We start from the raw sequence: 14,818 nt of genomic DNA, 5'->3' as shown, positions 1-14,818 counted from the left end.
GAAGAGTTGTGATAGAGGTTTCGTGTTTCGTGATACGAGTTGCTTAAAAGATACTATACAAGATTTTTTGAATTTTTAACAAAGTGATTAAAGAAAATCTGAAACAGATTTATCCTGCTGACTTTCGTATCTTCTGTTTTTAGCTTCACCAATCTTTTGTTTGGTATAAATACTGTTGTGCCCCGAAAGCAGATAAGAAACCACACAGGCAATAGCAATATAAACGCCACATTCAGCCCCGAATAACTCAATACCCATCAGCATACACGCTAGAGGTGTATTGGTTGCACCTGCAAATACGGCAACGAATCCCATTCCGGCAAGTAATCCAAAAGGTAAAGGAATAAATAATGATAATGCACTTCCCAAAGTTGCTCCAATAAAGAACAAAGGAGTTACCTCACCACCTTTGAAACCTGCTGAAAGAGTAATGATGGTAAAAATCATTTTTAATGCAAAATCATAGAAGGGAAGTTGCTTTTCAAAAGATTCAACAATCACAGGAACTCCTAATCCGATATACCTTGTTGTGCCCATCAGTAAAACAGCCAGAGCAATGATAGTTCCGCCTACAACTGGACGAAGCGGAGGATATTTGATTTTTGATTTAAAAAGAGCACCTGCCCAATGAATGAACTTACTGAACCCCGCTGCACAGATTCCAAAAGCAATCCCTGCCAAAATACTGTAAAGAATCGGCAGCAATTCAAGTTTTGGGATAAAATCAATGTGATAATGAGTGTGTTTTACATTCCATAGGTTGGTAGCCCAATCTGCCAGTATAGCAGAGGCAAAAGCAGGAAATATAGCATTATAACGTATTCTTCCGATAAGAAAAACCTCAAGTCCAAAAATAGCTCCGGCAAGAGGAGTCCCGAAAACAGAGCCAAATCCGGCTGCAATAGCTGAAATGATCAGTATTTTTCTTTCATTTTTGTCAAGCTTGAAAGGCTTAGTAAGTTGATCTGCTATCGCACCTGCCATTTGAAGTGCCGTACCTTCACGGCCAGCCGAACCACCGAAAAGATGAGTCGCAATAGTTCCCAGATAAACAAAAGGAGCCATTTTGAATGGAATAATCTCTTTCGGATCATGAATATTATCAATCAAAAGATTATTTCCAGCTTCCACATCTTTGCCAAAATAATAATATAAAAGCCCAATCAGAAATCCTGCAACAGGAAGCAAAGCAATTAGCCATAAATGGTTTTCTCTAAAGTTGGTTGCCCATTCCAATGACTGTAAAAAGCCTGCAGAAGCCGTTCCTACCAATGCTCCAATGATAATACTGATGGACAGCCATTTGAAAATATAAGGTATTGCCGGGAATTTTCTAAAGAAAAACTGAGTGTGAAAAATTGCTTTTTTACCAAGTGTTCGTTGATTTTTTGACATAATAATCCTGATTAGTTATAGGTTAATAATCTATTAATCAGGCGTCATCAGCTTTTGTAAAGCGGTTGGGTAAGGAAGAACACCATTTCCTTTTTTGATACTGCAAATATAAGAATTTAAGATAAAACATAAAAGATAAAACATCTTGATACCAAAACATTGGCTTTAGTCAAAACCTAATGATTTAATATATAGGATAACGCATTGCTTTATCTATTTCAAGAGGATTATTGTACTTTCTGATCACTTCCTGCATGCTTTTAGTTTGTGTATTCAGTTCATCAACATTATGAATTTCCTTTCCATTGATATTAATTCTAAGATCATTATTGGTTTTGCTCAGATTATTTCTTTCAAAAGCAAAAGGATCGTTATAAAATTCCATGATCAGCTTGTGTTTTTGTTTTTCATTAATAGGAATAGCTTTATTTCCGAAATTGGATTCAAGGAAGTCTTCTGTTGCAAAAATTCCCGGAAGTTCCTGGCTTTTGACAAGATTATAAATAAAGTTTCTCTTGTCATCGGATAATTCAAAAATCAACCCTGGAAGCCCTCTTAGCTTAAAAGGTCCTTCGTTGAATGGAATATCCTTACAAAACCATGCTGTCCAATTTCTTCCTCCAAATTGAGTAATCGCTTTCTGTAAAGTATAATTTTCAGCCTTTTTAGTTTCGTTGGAGATATTCCAATTGATTTTATCCGCAGTTTTGAATGAATAATATCCGTTTTTAATATTGATAAAATTTTCATTCTCAAAAGAATTAATTTTCCTTTTCACAACTTGTCCGGTCATATCCGTATAGCTGGAATTCATCCCGAATTTTTTATTCAGTGAATCCGTGGTAGCAAGATCTTTTCCATAAAATTTAACTTCTTTCGGGGTGATATCCAATATCATGTTCAGCTTCTGATGCCCTGTTTCAGTAGAATCCATTTTGTATTGTAATTCATAAATGAATCTATGGGTTTGAGCCTGAAGAAAAGTTACTAATAAGACTGCTGTAATGGCGGATATGTTTTTCATATAATGATTTGATTGTGATTTAATTACATTTTAATATGAAGTAAAAATAACCCGCCTTTTTAATATTAGTTCCAGGTTATATATCTTATACCTACTCATCAAACACTTTTACTCTCAAATTATAAAACACTCCAACATTACACTTCTACAAAAAAGGTTTCATTTCATCCTCAATCTGAGTTCTCAGCTCCATCAGGCGTTTGGCATACTGTTCTTGCTGTTTTTCTTCTGGTGTTTCGGGAATCCATTTGGGTACCGGAAGCTTTTTACCATTTTCATCCACAGCAACGAAAACAATGATGCAGTGCGTTTTTTTATCAAAGGTAGGCTGCTTCAGGTTTCTTGAAAACACATTAATGGAAATATGCATACTTGAAGTTCCGGTAAAGATTACCTGTGCATCTACTTTTACCACTTCGCCAATTTTGATGGGGTCATAGAAACGGATTCCTCCTACATATACGGTTACAGAATAATTTCCGCTCCACGTTGTTGCACAAGCATAGCCTGCCTGATCGATCCATTTCATTACACTTCCTCCATGTACATTCCCTCCGTAGTTTACATCTGATGGCTCTGAAATGAATTGAAAAGTAATAGGTTTGTTCTGCATCTTTTTAAAATTTTAATAAAGTTATTCAATAATTTCCAAAGTTTTAGATTAAATCCTACTTTTGAAACACGAAAAGAAAATGAAGTAGAATTTTAACAAAAACCGATTAAAAATAATAATGAAGAAAGTATTTTACCTTAACACATGCGATACCTGTAGAAAAATTTTAGCACAGTTTGATCTTACAGACTGGGAACTTCGGGAGATTAAAAAACAGCCAATCACCAAAGAAGAATTAGAAGAAATGCATCAACTGGCAAAGTCATATGATGCTTTGTTCAGCAGAAAATCTACTCAGATCAAGTTAAGAGGACTGGATGTGAAATCTCTAGGAGAAAAAGATTTCAAAGAATTAATTTTAGATCATTATACATTCTTAAAGCGCCCTGTTTTTATGACAGATAAAGAGATCTTTGTTGGAAATGATAAAACAAATGTAGAAGCTTTAAAAAAATTCTTCGGAGTGAATGAATGAAATATTTGATATCCATATTACTTTGTCTTGCCTTAAACGTAAAAGGGCAAACTGTTTATAAGACACCCTCAGGTGCAAAGTTTCATGGATCATCATGCAGAATGGTAAAAAATGTATCTTCCAGCCTTCCTTTACGAAAAGCATTGGAAATGGGACTTCAGCCCTGTAAAATCTGTAATCCGATTTCACAATCATCTGCTTACGGATTTGTTTCCGTTCCTAAAAAAGTAAATGGAACTGATAAAGGAAATCAATGCTTGGGAACAACAAAAGCAGGAACGAGATGTAAACATTATACCCGTATCGGAAATGATTATTGTTTTCAACATCTTCCAACGAATTAAGCTTTATCTATAATTTGTGATTTATTTTTAATGAGTTAATTATTAAATACTTAAATTTATAATTACTAAAAATAAAAAATCATGACAAAAAGCTTTTTAAAAACAAAGAATCTTAACAGATCATCGTTAAAAGAAATTAAAGGTAGTGGAAAAGTTATTGTTCCTAATTGTTTTACACTTTGTGGTGAAGCAGGAGGTGTAGTTTCAAATCATCCGGGAATAGGAGACATGTGTACACCGGACCGATCACTTTGCTGTTACTGCAGATAAGAATTCAGAGATTGTAAATAATTTTACAGTCTCTTTTTTTGAAATTGTATTAAAAGAAAAGAGACTATCCGAAGACAGTCTCTTTTTCTGTATTATATTGAGAACAATTATACAAAAGGAGCTTTCACTACTTTTGCAGGAATGTTCTTGTTTCTTACCTGAATGAAGATCTCTGAACCTAATTTGAAGTAAGGCTTGTCTACATAAGCAAGACCTAAACCGATCTTTTTCATTGGAGACTGAGTTCCGGAAGTTACTTTTCCGATTACGTTTCCTTCAGCGTCTACCACAGGGTAGTCGTGTCTTGGAACTCCTTTATCTGTCAATTCAAAAGCTACCAATTTTCTTGTAACACCTTCTTCTTTTTGCTTAGCGAAAGTATCTTTAGAAACAAAATCTTTATCAAATTTCGTGATCCATCCTAATCCAGCTTCAATTGGAGAAGTTGTATCATCGATGTCATTTCCATAAAGACAGAATCCTTTTTCTAGTCTTAAAGTATCTCTTGCTGCTAATCCACAAGGAACAATTCCTTCAGACTCACCCGCTTTCATTATTTCATCCCAAAGTTTTTCTGCGCTTTCGTTCTTGAAATAGATTTCAAAACCACCGCTTCCAGTATATCCCGTGTTAGAAATGATCACATCATTTACACCTGCAACGCTTCCTACAGTGAAGTGATAGTAAGGAATCTCAGAAAGGTTTACCTCAGTAAGCTTTTGAAGAATTTCAGTTGCCTTAGGACCCTGAACAGCTAGTAATGACATATCATCAGAAGCATTGGTCATTGTAGCACCGAATGTGTTATATTTTGAAATATGATTCCAGTCTTTGTCGATATTAGAAGCGTTTACCACTACAAAATACTTGTCGTCTTCCATTTTGTAAACGATAAGATCATCCACAATTCCTCCATTTTCATTAGGCAGACATGAATATTGAGCTTTTCCGTTTTCAAGAGTATCTACGTTATTGGTTGTTACCAACTGTAAAAGGTCTTTAGATCCCGGACCTTCGATGAAAAACTGTCCCATGTGGGAAACATCAAACAATCCCGCTTTTTCTCTTACTGCAAAATGCTCTTCAGTTACTCCTGAATATTGTACAGGCATTTCAAAACCTGCGAAAGGTACGATCTTAGCTCCCAGGGAAACATGTTTGTCGTACAAAGCTGTTTTCTTCATATTTAATTCTTATTTCTTTATTTTAAAACTGTTGAAAGTCTCATTGAATAGGGTCATATAGTTTCCGTTCCAGAATTTCTGACCACAATTAATCGTGACCAGATACAAATCCTTATCTTTTTGAAAAGTTTTTGTAATCCAGAAAAGTTTTTCTTTTGGATCAAAATATTCATAATAATATTCTGTGTATCCTTTTTTGCCTTTATTTTCCTTCACTTTACTTTCCGCATCATCTGAGTGATAAAGAGCAAGAATGAACTTCTTCGTTTCAGTTTTGGGAAGGTTCAGATCATGATATTCGGAAATAGTAATAGCTCCGATTTCATTGGTAGGAAAAATATTGATAATATCACTGTCGTTGGTAGATCTCCAACCTTCAGGTACATTGATAGAGTAGTTAGGAGCGTCATAAGTAGTTGCTTTCTGAGCAAAAAACAGACTTCCTGATACAATAGCAGAAAATAGCAGTATTTTTTTCATCATTAAAAATGGTGTTTATATTCTTCAAGGATAATCTTGAACCATTCCGTAAAGTTTTCCGGATTTTCAGAGATCTCTTTATCCAGATCTTTAGGAGAAATGAATCGTACTTCTTCCACTTCTTCTTTATTCAGATTAAAATCAGATTCATGGTTTCCGATAAAAACATAGTCTAGCTCATGTTCCCAAAGTCCTCCGCCAACATCTGCCTTGTAAATAAAATTAAATTTTTCCGAAAGTTCTGCTTCTATCCCCAGTTCTTCTTTCAGCCTGCGCTTGGCACCTGCTAAATAAGTTTCCCCGTTTCTGGGATGTGAGCATACTGCATTAGTCCATTGGTTAGGAGAATGATATTTCCCCGAAGCTCTTTTTTGAAGAAGCATTTCACCTTTACTGTTAAATAGAAATACAGAAAAAGCACGGTGTAATAAGCCATTAACGTGAGCCTGCTGTTTCTCCATTAAACCCAAAACTTCATCCTCAGGATTTACTAAAACTACAAATTCTTCCATTTCTACAAATGTAAGCGTAATAAATGTATTTTGGAAATTTTTCGATAAACATCATACTTTTTAGAATCTTATAGAGGGATAAAAGAGAAATTGCGCATGATATGAAGGTAAAGTTCAGTTCTTTTCGTTTTTCAAATCTTCTGAGTGAAAAATTTTAATCATAACTGGTGAAACAGTGAATAAATTATTAATATTATTTATCAAATAATGATTTTTATAGTAAATTTTTAACATAAACGAAGTTTAATATCCCTTTTAGTTGTAAAAAATGTAACTTTGTTACTCAAATTTTAACGATGGAATTAGAATACATAGAACACATCAGTCCTATTCTAAAGGATGGAGTTAAAAATTACCTAATCGATATAGACGGAACCATTACAGATGATGTTCCCAATGAAGAACCCGAAAGAATGGTTACCTGTGAACCTTTCCCAGATGCATTGGAAACAATCAACAGATGGTATGATGAAGGACATCAGATTTGTTTTTTCACTTCAAGAACCGAAAACCTGAAGCAAATCACTATAGATTGGTTAGATAAACATGGTTTTAAATACCACAGTGTACTTTGCGGAAAGCCGAGAGGTGGAAATTATCACTGGATAGACAACCACTTGGTAAGAGCTACAAGGTATAAAGGTAAGTTTACAGACCTGGTAGAAAAGCAAGTGACTATCGAAGTTTTCAAAGAGGACGAAGAATAAAAAAATATAATTAAAGATTTAAAAATTGAATGGAGCTTATCCTTTAATTTTTAAATCTTTCAATTTTTAAATATAGTAGCATTTATGAAAGTTTTAGCAAACGACGGCCTGGATCAATCTGGAATTGATGCATTAACAGAAAAGGGATTCGAGGTTATTACTACAAAAGTTCCGCAGGAGTTTTTGGTAGATTATATTAACGAGCACAAGATTCGTACTTTATTGGTAAGAAGTGCTACACAGGTAAGGAAAGATATTATTGACAATTGCCCTTCCATCGAGATCATCGGAAGAGGCGGTGTAGGAATGGATAATATTGATGTAGATTATGCAAGAGAAAAAGGAATTCATGTGATTAATACTCCGGCTGCTTCTTCAGAGTCTGTAGCTGAGCTTGTTTTTGCGCACTTGTTTTCGGGAGCGAGATTTCTTCAGGACTCCAACAGAAAAATGCCTTTAGTAGGAGATACAGAATTTGCAGGACTTAAAAAAGCCTATGCTGCTGGGATTGAATTGAGAGGAAAGACCATCGGGATTATCGGTATGGGAAGAATAGGACAGGAAGTGGCAAGAATAGCGCTAGGTCTTGGGATGAGAGTTGTAGCTGCTGATAACAATGTAGGGAGAGCGAGTATTAAAGTGAAATTCTACAATAATCAGTTTATTAATGTAGATATAGAAACTGAATCATTACAGGATGTTTTAAAACATTCGGATTTCATTACCCTTCACGTTCCTGCTCAGAAAGATGGGTACATGATTGGGAAAAATGAGTTTGAAATGATGAAGAATGGAGTAGCAATCGTAAACTGTTCTAGAGGAGGAGTAATCGATGAAGCTGCTTTGATTGAAGCTTTAGATTCAGGTAAAGTGAAATTTGCTGGATTGGATGTTTTCATTAATGAACCAACTCCATCTAAAGAAATTCTTAATCACTCAAAAATATCTCTGACGCCACACACGGGAGCTTCTACGCTTGAAGCTCAGGACAGAATAGGATTGTCTTTGGCTGATCAGATTTCAAGTATTTTACAGATCCAATAATTGGAACAATAGATATAAAAAGTAAAAGCACCTTCATTGAAAGGTGCTTTTGTATTTTAAACTTTTGACTTGCAGATTATATATTGTTTTTGCTTTTCAATAAGTCTCTGATCTCTGCTAATAGCTTCTGATCATCTGTAGGTCCAGCAGGAGCCGGAGCCTCTTTTTTGTTGACCTTATTAGCTCCTTTAATAATAAAGAAAAGAACCATAGCAATACACAGGAAGCTAATCACTGCAGAAAGGAAGTTTCCATAAGCAACACCATTCCATGAAAGTTTAGCGATGTTTTCTGCTCCAGCCGCTTTTAGTGCCGGATTTAAGATCAAAGGAGTAATTACATCTTCAACCAAAGACGAAACAATTTTACCAAAAGCTGCTCCAATGATTACACCGACAGCTAGATCGAGAACATTTCCTTTAAAGGCAAATTCTTTAAATTCTTTAACAAATCCCATAATTTATATTTTTTTTAATTAGTATAAACACAAAAATATAATTAAAAAATGTAAAAAACATAAACTTTTGTCGTTTTTTATTCCAATTAAGCAGATTGTTAACTTGAATCAATATGATTTATTTTAATGAAAAATGTAACTTTATAGTTGTATTTTATTTTGTTTAATGATGTAGTTGTATTTTATTATAGAGGTATTGCTATAATTAGATTTCTTTTATAACCTGTTCAAAACCCATATTACCTATGAAAATTTTTACTGCAGAACAAATTCGTAATTGGGATGAATTTACCATCTCTTATGAACCTATTGCTTCAGTCCTATTGATGGAAAGAGCTTCCAATGCTGTAGCAAACTGGATAAATGAGAACTCTAAAAATCATAGAAAAATAGTTCTATTTTGTGGTAAAGGCAACAATGGCGGGGATGGATTCGCTGTTGCAAGAATGCTTTATCTTAAAGGTTTTGATGTAGATGTATTTGTTAATGATCCTAAAGGTAAATTTTCACAAGATGCATATATTAACTTTAAAAGACTTGCCGATATTTCAGGAGTTTCAGTTCGGAATTTCAATCAGGTAGAACAATATAGTTTTGATGACAAAACAATAATTATTGATGCCCTTTTTGGAACAGGGTTATCCCGACCATTGAATGGTGAATATAAAGAACTTATAGAGTATCTCAACACAAAGAAAAATATTAAAATATCAATTGATGTACCTTCCGGTTTGTTTATAGATCAAATCCTAGATGAAAATTCTGTTATTTTAAAAGCCAATTATACTTTAAGCTTTCAATGCTGGAAAAGAAGTTTTCTTCATCCAGAAGCTGGAATTTATACGGGAAAAGTAATTATACTGGATATTAATTTAAGTAAGAAATATCAAGACTCTACAGAAACAAAATATTTTGTTATTGATGATGACCTTATCGAATCTCTATTCAAGCCCAGAAATGATTTTTCACATAAAGGAACTTATGGCAAGGCTGTTATTATTGGTGGGAGTTACGGAAAAATAGGAGCTGCGGTTCTGGCTACAAAATCCGCTTTAAAAACCGGAGCGGGACTTACTTTTACAATAGCACCCAAATGCGGTTATGAGATATTACAAACCTCTTGTCCTGAAGCCATGTTTATAGAAGCAGGCGAAAAAATTGTTGAAAAATTTACTATTGAAGAAAAAATGACTATTGGTATTGGTCCCGGTTTGGGAACTGATGAAAATACGGCAAAAGGTCTTTTAAGTTTTCTTAGAAATTATTCAAATCCATTGGTGCTGGATGCCGATGCCTTGAATATTATTTCCAAAGATGAGGAAAACAAAAATTTAATTCCTGAAAAGTCAATTATTACTCCTCATCCGAAAGAATTTGAGAGATTATTTGGAAAAACAAAAGACTCTTTCAAAAGGTTGGAATTGGCAAGGGAGAAGGCAAAAGAACTCAAAATTTATATCGTACTGAAAGATCATCATACGAAGGTTATTACACCGGAAGGAGAGGTTTTCTATAATATAACAGGAAATGCCGGGTTGGCGAAAGGAGGAAGTGGAGATGTCCTCACTGGAATTTTAACTTCTCTTTTAGCACAGGGCTATTCAGCGAAAAATGCCTGTATTTTAGGTGTCTGGTTACATGGAAAAGCTGCTGATCTTACTGCTGAAAAGCATTCAAAAGAATCTATGCTTCCTATGCAGGTTATTGATGAATTTGGAAATGTTTTTATTGATTTAAATAAGCGACTTACCAAAAGTTTATGAGGGAAAGAGTGAAAAACAAATGTGTCTGTTTACTTTTTATCACATTTACTTTATGCTTTCCTGATTTTTGTTTTTTTTAAAAATAACAAAATGATTAATTTTTTACCTTTAAATTGAGTATTTTATTATTTTTAGCTATTGTTTGTTGTGTTCTGTATTGAAAAACGTGTGTTTTTTTTATTTTTATTAAATTTGTATAGCAAAATGTTACTCTGAATTTCTAAAGGAAGAATTTGGTTATTTCCTTTAATAAGAAGAGGTTGTTATTGATAAACATTCTTTTCAGAATAAATGATGAAAACTGCAAATATTAAAAGTGTTTGCTTAATATTTAATATATACAATTTTAGAACAAGATGGAAAAATTAACAAGAATCAATTATGATGATGTGGCTATTTTACTTATAGATCATCAAAGTGGACTTTTTCAAACTGTAAAAGACATTGAAGTACAAACATTGAGAAATAATGTTTCAGCTTTGGCAAGATTAGCAGCTTTGGAAAATATCCCTGTAATAGCAACAGCATCTGAACCTAGTGGACCTAATGGACCTTTAATGCCGGAGATACAAAAATTAGCCCCTCATACAAAATATATAGGACGTAAGGGAGAGGTTAATGCTTGGGATAATGCTGATTTCGCAGAGGCTGTAAGAGCAACAGGAAAAAAGAAATTAATCATAGCTGGAGTTTTAACAAGTATTTGTGTAGCATTTCCTGCAATTTCAGCTGTTGCTGAGGGGTATGAAGTGTTTGCTGTTATTGATGCATCGGGTGATATGAGTACTTGGTCAACTCACATTACGATGAATAGATTGCAAATGGCAAACGTTATTCCTATCAGTACAGCTGCTGTAATTAGTGAAGTTCTTAAAACTTGGGATAAGGATTTTGGAGTAGCTTCCGAATATGCTCAAATTTTAACATTAGTTATGCCTAATTATCAAGCGTTGATAGAAAGTCATGTAAAAGCACAAGAGGTTGCGTTGCAAAACAATAAGTAAGTAAACTTATAAGAAAAAGGCAAATTTGTAGTAATACAGATTTGCCTTTTTCTTATTTTAATAAATCTAAGATTTTAATTATTCAGGTTTCTCATTTTGTTCTTCAGTAATGATAAACTTTTTAGAGATAATCATGATCACAACTCCTGCAATCATAAACGGAATAGAAAGGATCTGTCCTGTATTTAAACCGCCCATCTGAATAAACTCGTCTCCCTGAGGCTCTTTAAGAAATTCAACAAAGAATCTGATTGCCCAAAGAATAATAAAGAACAATCCAAATAACCAACCTTGCTGGTATTTCTTATTCGTTTTTCTATATAGTATCCATAATAAAATGAACAATGCAACGTAGCCTACTGCCTCAAATAACTGGCTTGGGTAACGTGGTACGGTAAGGCCGTATTCACTGCTTTGTTGCGGGAAAAGTAATGCGAACGGAGAGTTTGGATCTGCTGGTTTTCCTACAATTTCAGAATTGAAAAAGTTCCCCATTCTTACAAATGCTCCACCTAAGGCAACTACAATACCCAATCTGTCATATACCCAAAAAGGATTTTTCTTAATGATTTTGTAAGAGTAATAAAGCGTGGTAAGGATCAATGCAATGGTTGCTCCATGGCTCGCTAATCCGGAAAATCCTGTGAATTTTAATCCATTTTTTGTGCTGATTGGCAAAAATACACTCCAGAAGTCTTCTTTGAATAATTCAGGCTGATAGAAAATAACGTGTCCTAGTCTCGCCCCAAGGATTGTTCCTATCAAAGTCCATGTGAAAAGAGGCTCCAGGTACTTTTGGTTAACATTATCAATTTTAAAGATTCTGGACATTAAAATATATCCGAAACCAAAAGCAAAGACAAACATTAAACTATAAAAATGCAGCGTAACAGGTCCCAATTGAATACCTTTTGATGGGTCCCAGATTTTAAAAGAAGTTTTAAGCTCTACTTTATCAGAATCAATGATAGGTTTTGAAGATTTTACAGCATATTTGAATGTAGTAATATTCTCTTTGTTAACCGGAGTATTGATTAATTTGAAATTTTTATCAAAAAACTGGTAGTTGGAATCATGAAACTTTGTTAAAATTGAAGCCGTGTAATTATAATAGGTAGGCTCAAAATTTGATTCATTTAAAATAACCAGAACATTATCTTTGATTTGTCTGTCTGGGAAAGCGTTAAGGTCTCCAAACTCTGCTGTGGAATAGATTTTTACAGGAACATTATTTCCGTTGACATCTAAAGTCCCATTAGATAAGCCTCCGGGATATTCCTGTGCAAAAAGGAATTGAGTGACCAACGCAAACATGACGAGGTAAATTCTGAAAAAAATATTACTCATTTTTCTATTGATTTAATAGTTTATTACTGATTTTTATGCTTGGGTGGAACAGGGTCGTAACCGCTTCCTCCCCAAGGATGACATCTTAAAATCCTTTTGGTGCCCAGCCATAACCCTTTAAATATACCATGCACCCGTAATGATTCTATCATATAATGTGAGCAGGTAGGTTCGTAGCGGCAGTTTTTAGGAAGTAAGGGCGAGATGAACCATTGGTAAAATTTTATCAAAATTACCAAAGGAAATGTAATGATTTTATTGAATGTAAGTTTCAAAACAATGCAAAAATAGGGTAAAAAAATGAAAATTAGTTTAAATTTGTTAGAAGTTTCAGACCTCAGAAATCTGAATATTGACCTTTAAAAATAAAGTATCTTGAATCAAAATATTCCATTAGCCGAAAAATTAAGACCTAAAACTCTCGATGAAGTTTTGGGACAGGAACATCTTACCGGAGAAAAAGGAACAATCAGAAAAATGATTGATAATAATACCTTGAATTCCCTCATCTTTTGGGGACCTCCTGGAACCGGAAAAACTACATTGGCGGAAATCATTTCAGAACAGTCGGGAAGGAAATTCTATAAACTTTCAGCTGTTTCTTCTGGAGTAAAAGATGTCCGTGATGTGATTGAAGATGCTAAAAAACAGAATTTGTTTTCCGGAAAATCACCTATTTTATTCATTGATGAAATTCACAGATTCAATAAATCTCAGCAAGATTCACTTTTGCATGCTGTAGAAAAAGGATGGATTGTTTTAATTGGTGCCACTACAGAAAACCCCAGCTTTGAAGTAGTTTCTGCTCTGCTGTCGAGAAGTCAGGTTTATATTTTAAAAGCTTTAAGCTATGAAAAACTGGAAGAGCTTATTGATATTGCTTCTGAAAGATACAATAAAGATGAAGGAACCGATTTTAAAATTCTTGAGAATGAAGCTTTAATTCAATATTCCGGTGGGGATGCCAGAAAACTGATCAATTCTGTAGAACTGGTTTTAAACCAATATAAAAATTCAGATACGAAAGAAATTCTTAATTCCGATGTTTTGGAAGTTCTTCAGGAAACAATGGCACTTTATGATAAAAATGGTGAGCAACATTATGATATTATTTCTGCTTTTATCAAATCTATGCGTGGAAGTGACCCGAATGGAGCTGTATATTGGTTAGCGAGAATGATTGCCGGAGGTGAAGATATTAAGTTTATTGCAAGAAGAATGCTGATCCTTGCTGCTGAAGATATAGGATTGGCAAATCCGAATGCACTGATGATTGCGAATAATTGTTTTCAGGCTGTGAATGTAATCGGAAATCCCGAAGCAAGGATTATATTGAGTGAAACGGCGGTCTATCTTGCGGTTTCTCCAAAAAGTAATTCTGCATATATGGCAATCAATGAAGCATTGGCGCTGGTAAAACAAACCGGAAATCTTCCTGTTCCGCTTCATTTAAGAAATGCACCTACAAAGCTGATGAAAGATCTTGATTATGGAAAGGAATATAAATATGCTCATTCCTATGAAGGGAATTTTGTAGAGCAGGATTTTCTCCCGGAAGAGATCCGAAATATAAAATTATACGAGCCGGGAAATAATGCTACAGAAAAGAAAATTTATGAAGAGCTGAAGAAAAAATGGTCTAATAAATATTAAAAATAAAAGGATATGGTAAAAACCGTATCCTTTTTTATTTGTATCAGCAATTAGTTGCTTGTAGAAATGTACAGTGTTTTATTGCCATTGTAGTCTTTAACTTCTATTTTTCCTACGATTTCTGCAAATATTTGAGTTTTTGCATCTGTGAATTCATGTCCGTCAAGAAAAACCGTATTGTTTTCTGGAATATTGTACTGTCTGTTGATTTGTTGAAACGTTAATTTATCCCTTCCAAGACCTCCGTTTTTGAATTTATATTCCGTGATTCCTTGAGGAAATGCAGTACTGAACTTTTGCAGATTTACAGGAAGATTTGCTGCGCTGGTATAGGTTTTCGAAAGATGCATTGCTTTTTTCTCTGAATCGAATAGCTCTGTTGTTCCAATAATATCACCGGCAACCGCAAGTTTTTTCTGAGCAAATAACGTTGCAGACGAAAGGATTAAAAAAGTATAGATTAATTTCTTCATAATCAGAATATGTAACTGTTAAAAACGTGATAAATATAGTTATTTTTTATAAAATGTGAATCAAATCTAAATA

General features: G+C 34.1%; 18 protein-coding genes and 1 riboswitch. Of the genes, 8 read left to right on the top strand and 10 right to left on the bottom strand.

Annotation, left to right across the window (positions count from 1 at the left end; translation table 11 throughout):
* Window positions 1–87: 87 nt before the first annotated feature.
* From BW983_RS14580 to BW983_RS14570, 3 genes are all read right to left on the bottom strand, one after another.
* Window positions 88–1,395, bottom strand: coding sequence for a voltage-gated chloride channel family protein (locus tag BW983_RS14580; RefSeq protein ID WP_185116867.1), 1,308 nt, complete (start codon window positions 1,393–1,395; stop codon window positions 88–90).
* 31 nt (window positions 1,396–1,426) lie between these two features.
* Window positions 1,427–1,494, bottom strand: a riboswitch (Fluoride riboswitch).
* An 85-nt stretch (window positions 1,495–1,579) separates the two neighbouring features.
* Entirely contained in the window at window positions 1,580–2,419 is an 840-nt protein-coding gene (locus BW983_RS14575) for a GLPGLI family protein (RefSeq protein ID WP_076552622.1), read from the bottom strand.
* Window positions 2,420–2,564: 145 nt separating this feature from the next.
* Entirely contained in the window at window positions 2,565–3,032 is a 468-nt protein-coding gene (locus tag BW983_RS14570; RefSeq protein WP_076552621.1) for an acyl-CoA thioesterase, read from the bottom strand.
* Window positions 3,033–3,150: 118 nt separating this feature from the next.
* Here BW983_RS14570 and BW983_RS14565 point away from each other — a divergent pair, with 118 nt between their 5' ends.
* The 3 genes from BW983_RS14565 to BW983_RS14555 all read left to right on the top strand — a co-directional run bounded on the left by BW983_RS14565 (window position 3,151) and on the right by BW983_RS14555 (window position 4,121).
* Window positions 3,151–3,507, top strand: a complete 357-nt coding sequence (locus BW983_RS14565) for an arsenate reductase family protein (protein ID WP_084184500.1) — start codon at window positions 3,151–3,153, stop codon at window positions 3,505–3,507.
* Entirely contained in the window at window positions 3,504–3,851 is a 348-nt protein-coding gene (locus tag BW983_RS14560) for a hypothetical protein (RefSeq protein WP_076552619.1), read from the top strand. The genes BW983_RS14565 and BW983_RS14560 overlap by 4 nt, the downstream gene beginning before the upstream one ends.
* 81 nt (window positions 3,852–3,932) lie before the next feature.
* Window positions 3,933–4,121, top strand: a complete 189-nt coding sequence (locus tag BW983_RS14555; protein ID WP_076552618.1) for a hypothetical protein — start codon at window positions 3,933–3,935, stop codon at window positions 4,119–4,121.
* Window positions 4,122–4,228: 107 nt separating this feature from the next.
* On the opposite strand, the gene gcvT is transcribed toward BW983_RS14555, so the two are convergent.
* The 3 genes from gcvT to idi are packed head-to-tail and all read right to left on the bottom strand — an operon-like array spanning window position 4,229 to window position 6,297.
* The gene (gene gcvT / locus BW983_RS14550) at window positions 4,229–5,305 is read right to left on the bottom strand and encodes a glycine cleavage system aminomethyltransferase GcvT (RefSeq protein ID WP_076552617.1); all 1,077 of its coding nucleotides are present in this window, start codon (window positions 5,303–5,305) and stop codon (window positions 4,229–4,231) included.
* Between the two features lie 9 nt (window positions 5,306–5,314).
* The gene (locus BW983_RS14545; RefSeq protein WP_076552616.1) at window positions 5,315–5,788 is read right to left on the bottom strand and encodes a hypothetical protein; all 474 of its coding nucleotides are present in this window, start codon (window positions 5,786–5,788) and stop codon (window positions 5,315–5,317) included.
* Window positions 5,788–6,297 (bottom strand): isopentenyl-diphosphate Delta-isomerase, encoded by a 510-nt coding sequence (idi, locus tag BW983_RS14540; RefSeq protein WP_076552615.1) that lies wholly within the window; start codon window positions 6,295–6,297, stop codon window positions 5,788–5,790. The genes BW983_RS14545 and idi overlap by 1 nt, the downstream gene beginning before the upstream one ends.
* A 296-nt stretch (window positions 6,298–6,593) precedes the next feature.
* Between idi and BW983_RS14535 the strand changes: the two genes are divergently transcribed.
* Both BW983_RS14535 and BW983_RS14530 read left to right on the top strand, forming a co-directional pair.
* The gene (locus tag BW983_RS14535) at window positions 6,594–7,004 is read left to right on the top strand and encodes an LNS2 domain-containing protein (RefSeq protein WP_065393893.1); all 411 of its coding nucleotides are present in this window, start codon (window positions 6,594–6,596) and stop codon (window positions 7,002–7,004) included.
* Window positions 7,005–7,088: 84 nt separating this feature from the next.
* The gene (locus tag BW983_RS14530; RefSeq protein WP_076552614.1) at window positions 7,089–8,048 is read left to right on the top strand and encodes a D-2-hydroxyacid dehydrogenase; all 960 of its coding nucleotides are present in this window, start codon (window positions 7,089–7,091) and stop codon (window positions 8,046–8,048) included.
* Between the two features lie 76 nt (window positions 8,049–8,124).
* On the opposite strand, the gene mscL is transcribed toward BW983_RS14530, so the two are convergent.
* The gene (gene mscL / locus BW983_RS14525; RefSeq protein ID WP_065393895.1) at window positions 8,125–8,505 is read right to left on the bottom strand and encodes a large conductance mechanosensitive channel protein MscL; all 381 of its coding nucleotides are present in this window, start codon (window positions 8,503–8,505) and stop codon (window positions 8,125–8,127) included.
* A 245-nt stretch (window positions 8,506–8,750) separates the two neighbouring features.
* Between mscL and BW983_RS14520 the strand changes: the two genes are divergently transcribed.
* Together BW983_RS14520 and BW983_RS14515 are read left to right on the top strand one after the other, a co-directional pair.
* Window positions 8,751–10,268, top strand: coding sequence for a bifunctional ADP-dependent NAD(P)H-hydrate dehydratase/NAD(P)H-hydrate epimerase (locus tag BW983_RS14520; RefSeq protein WP_076552613.1), 1,518 nt, complete (start codon window positions 8,751–8,753; stop codon window positions 10,266–10,268).
* 356 nt (window positions 10,269–10,624) lie between these two features.
* Entirely contained in the window at window positions 10,625–11,272 is a 648-nt protein-coding gene (locus BW983_RS14515; protein ID WP_076552612.1) for an isochorismatase family protein, read from the top strand.
* Window positions 11,273–11,350: 78 nt separating this feature from the next.
* Here the strand turns inward: BW983_RS14515 and lgt are convergent, their stop codons facing one another.
* Together lgt and yidD are read right to left on the bottom strand one after the other, a co-directional pair.
* On the bottom strand, window positions 11,351–12,199 hold the full coding sequence (gene lgt / locus BW983_RS14510; protein ID WP_065394146.1) for a prolipoprotein diacylglyceryl transferase: 849 nt from the start codon (window positions 12,197–12,199) through the stop codon (window positions 11,351–11,353).
* A 443-nt stretch (window positions 12,200–12,642) separates the two neighbouring features.
* Window positions 12,643–12,894 carry a membrane protein insertion efficiency factor YidD gene (gene yidD, locus BW983_RS14505; protein WP_076552611.1) on the bottom strand — a complete coding sequence of 84 codons (252 nt, stop codon included), beginning with the start codon at window positions 12,892–12,894 and terminating at the stop codon, window positions 12,643–12,645.
* 100 nt (window positions 12,895–12,994) lie between these two features.
* On the opposite strand from yidD, the gene BW983_RS14500 reads away from it, so the two are divergent.
* Complete coding sequence (locus tag BW983_RS14500) at window positions 12,995–14,272, top strand: replication-associated recombination protein A (protein WP_076552610.1); 1,278 nt, start codon at window positions 12,995–12,997, stop codon at window positions 14,270–14,272.
* Between the two features lie 50 nt (window positions 14,273–14,322).
* Here BW983_RS14500 and BW983_RS14495 read toward each other — a convergent pair whose 3' ends face one another.
* A complete protein-coding gene (locus BW983_RS14495; RefSeq protein WP_076552609.1) occupies window positions 14,323–14,745 on the bottom strand; it encodes a hypothetical protein in 423 nt (140 codons plus the stop codon).
* Between the last annotated feature and the right edge of the window lie 73 nt (window positions 14,746–14,818).

It is taken from the genome of Chryseobacterium ureilyticum (genome assembly GCF_900156735.1).
GTDB lineage: Bacteria > Bacteroidota > Bacteroidia > Flavobacteriales > Weeksellaceae > Chryseobacterium > Chryseobacterium ureilyticum.
Note: the sequence above shows the minus strand (reverse complement) of the source record. Positions and strands in the feature narration are given on the sequence as shown.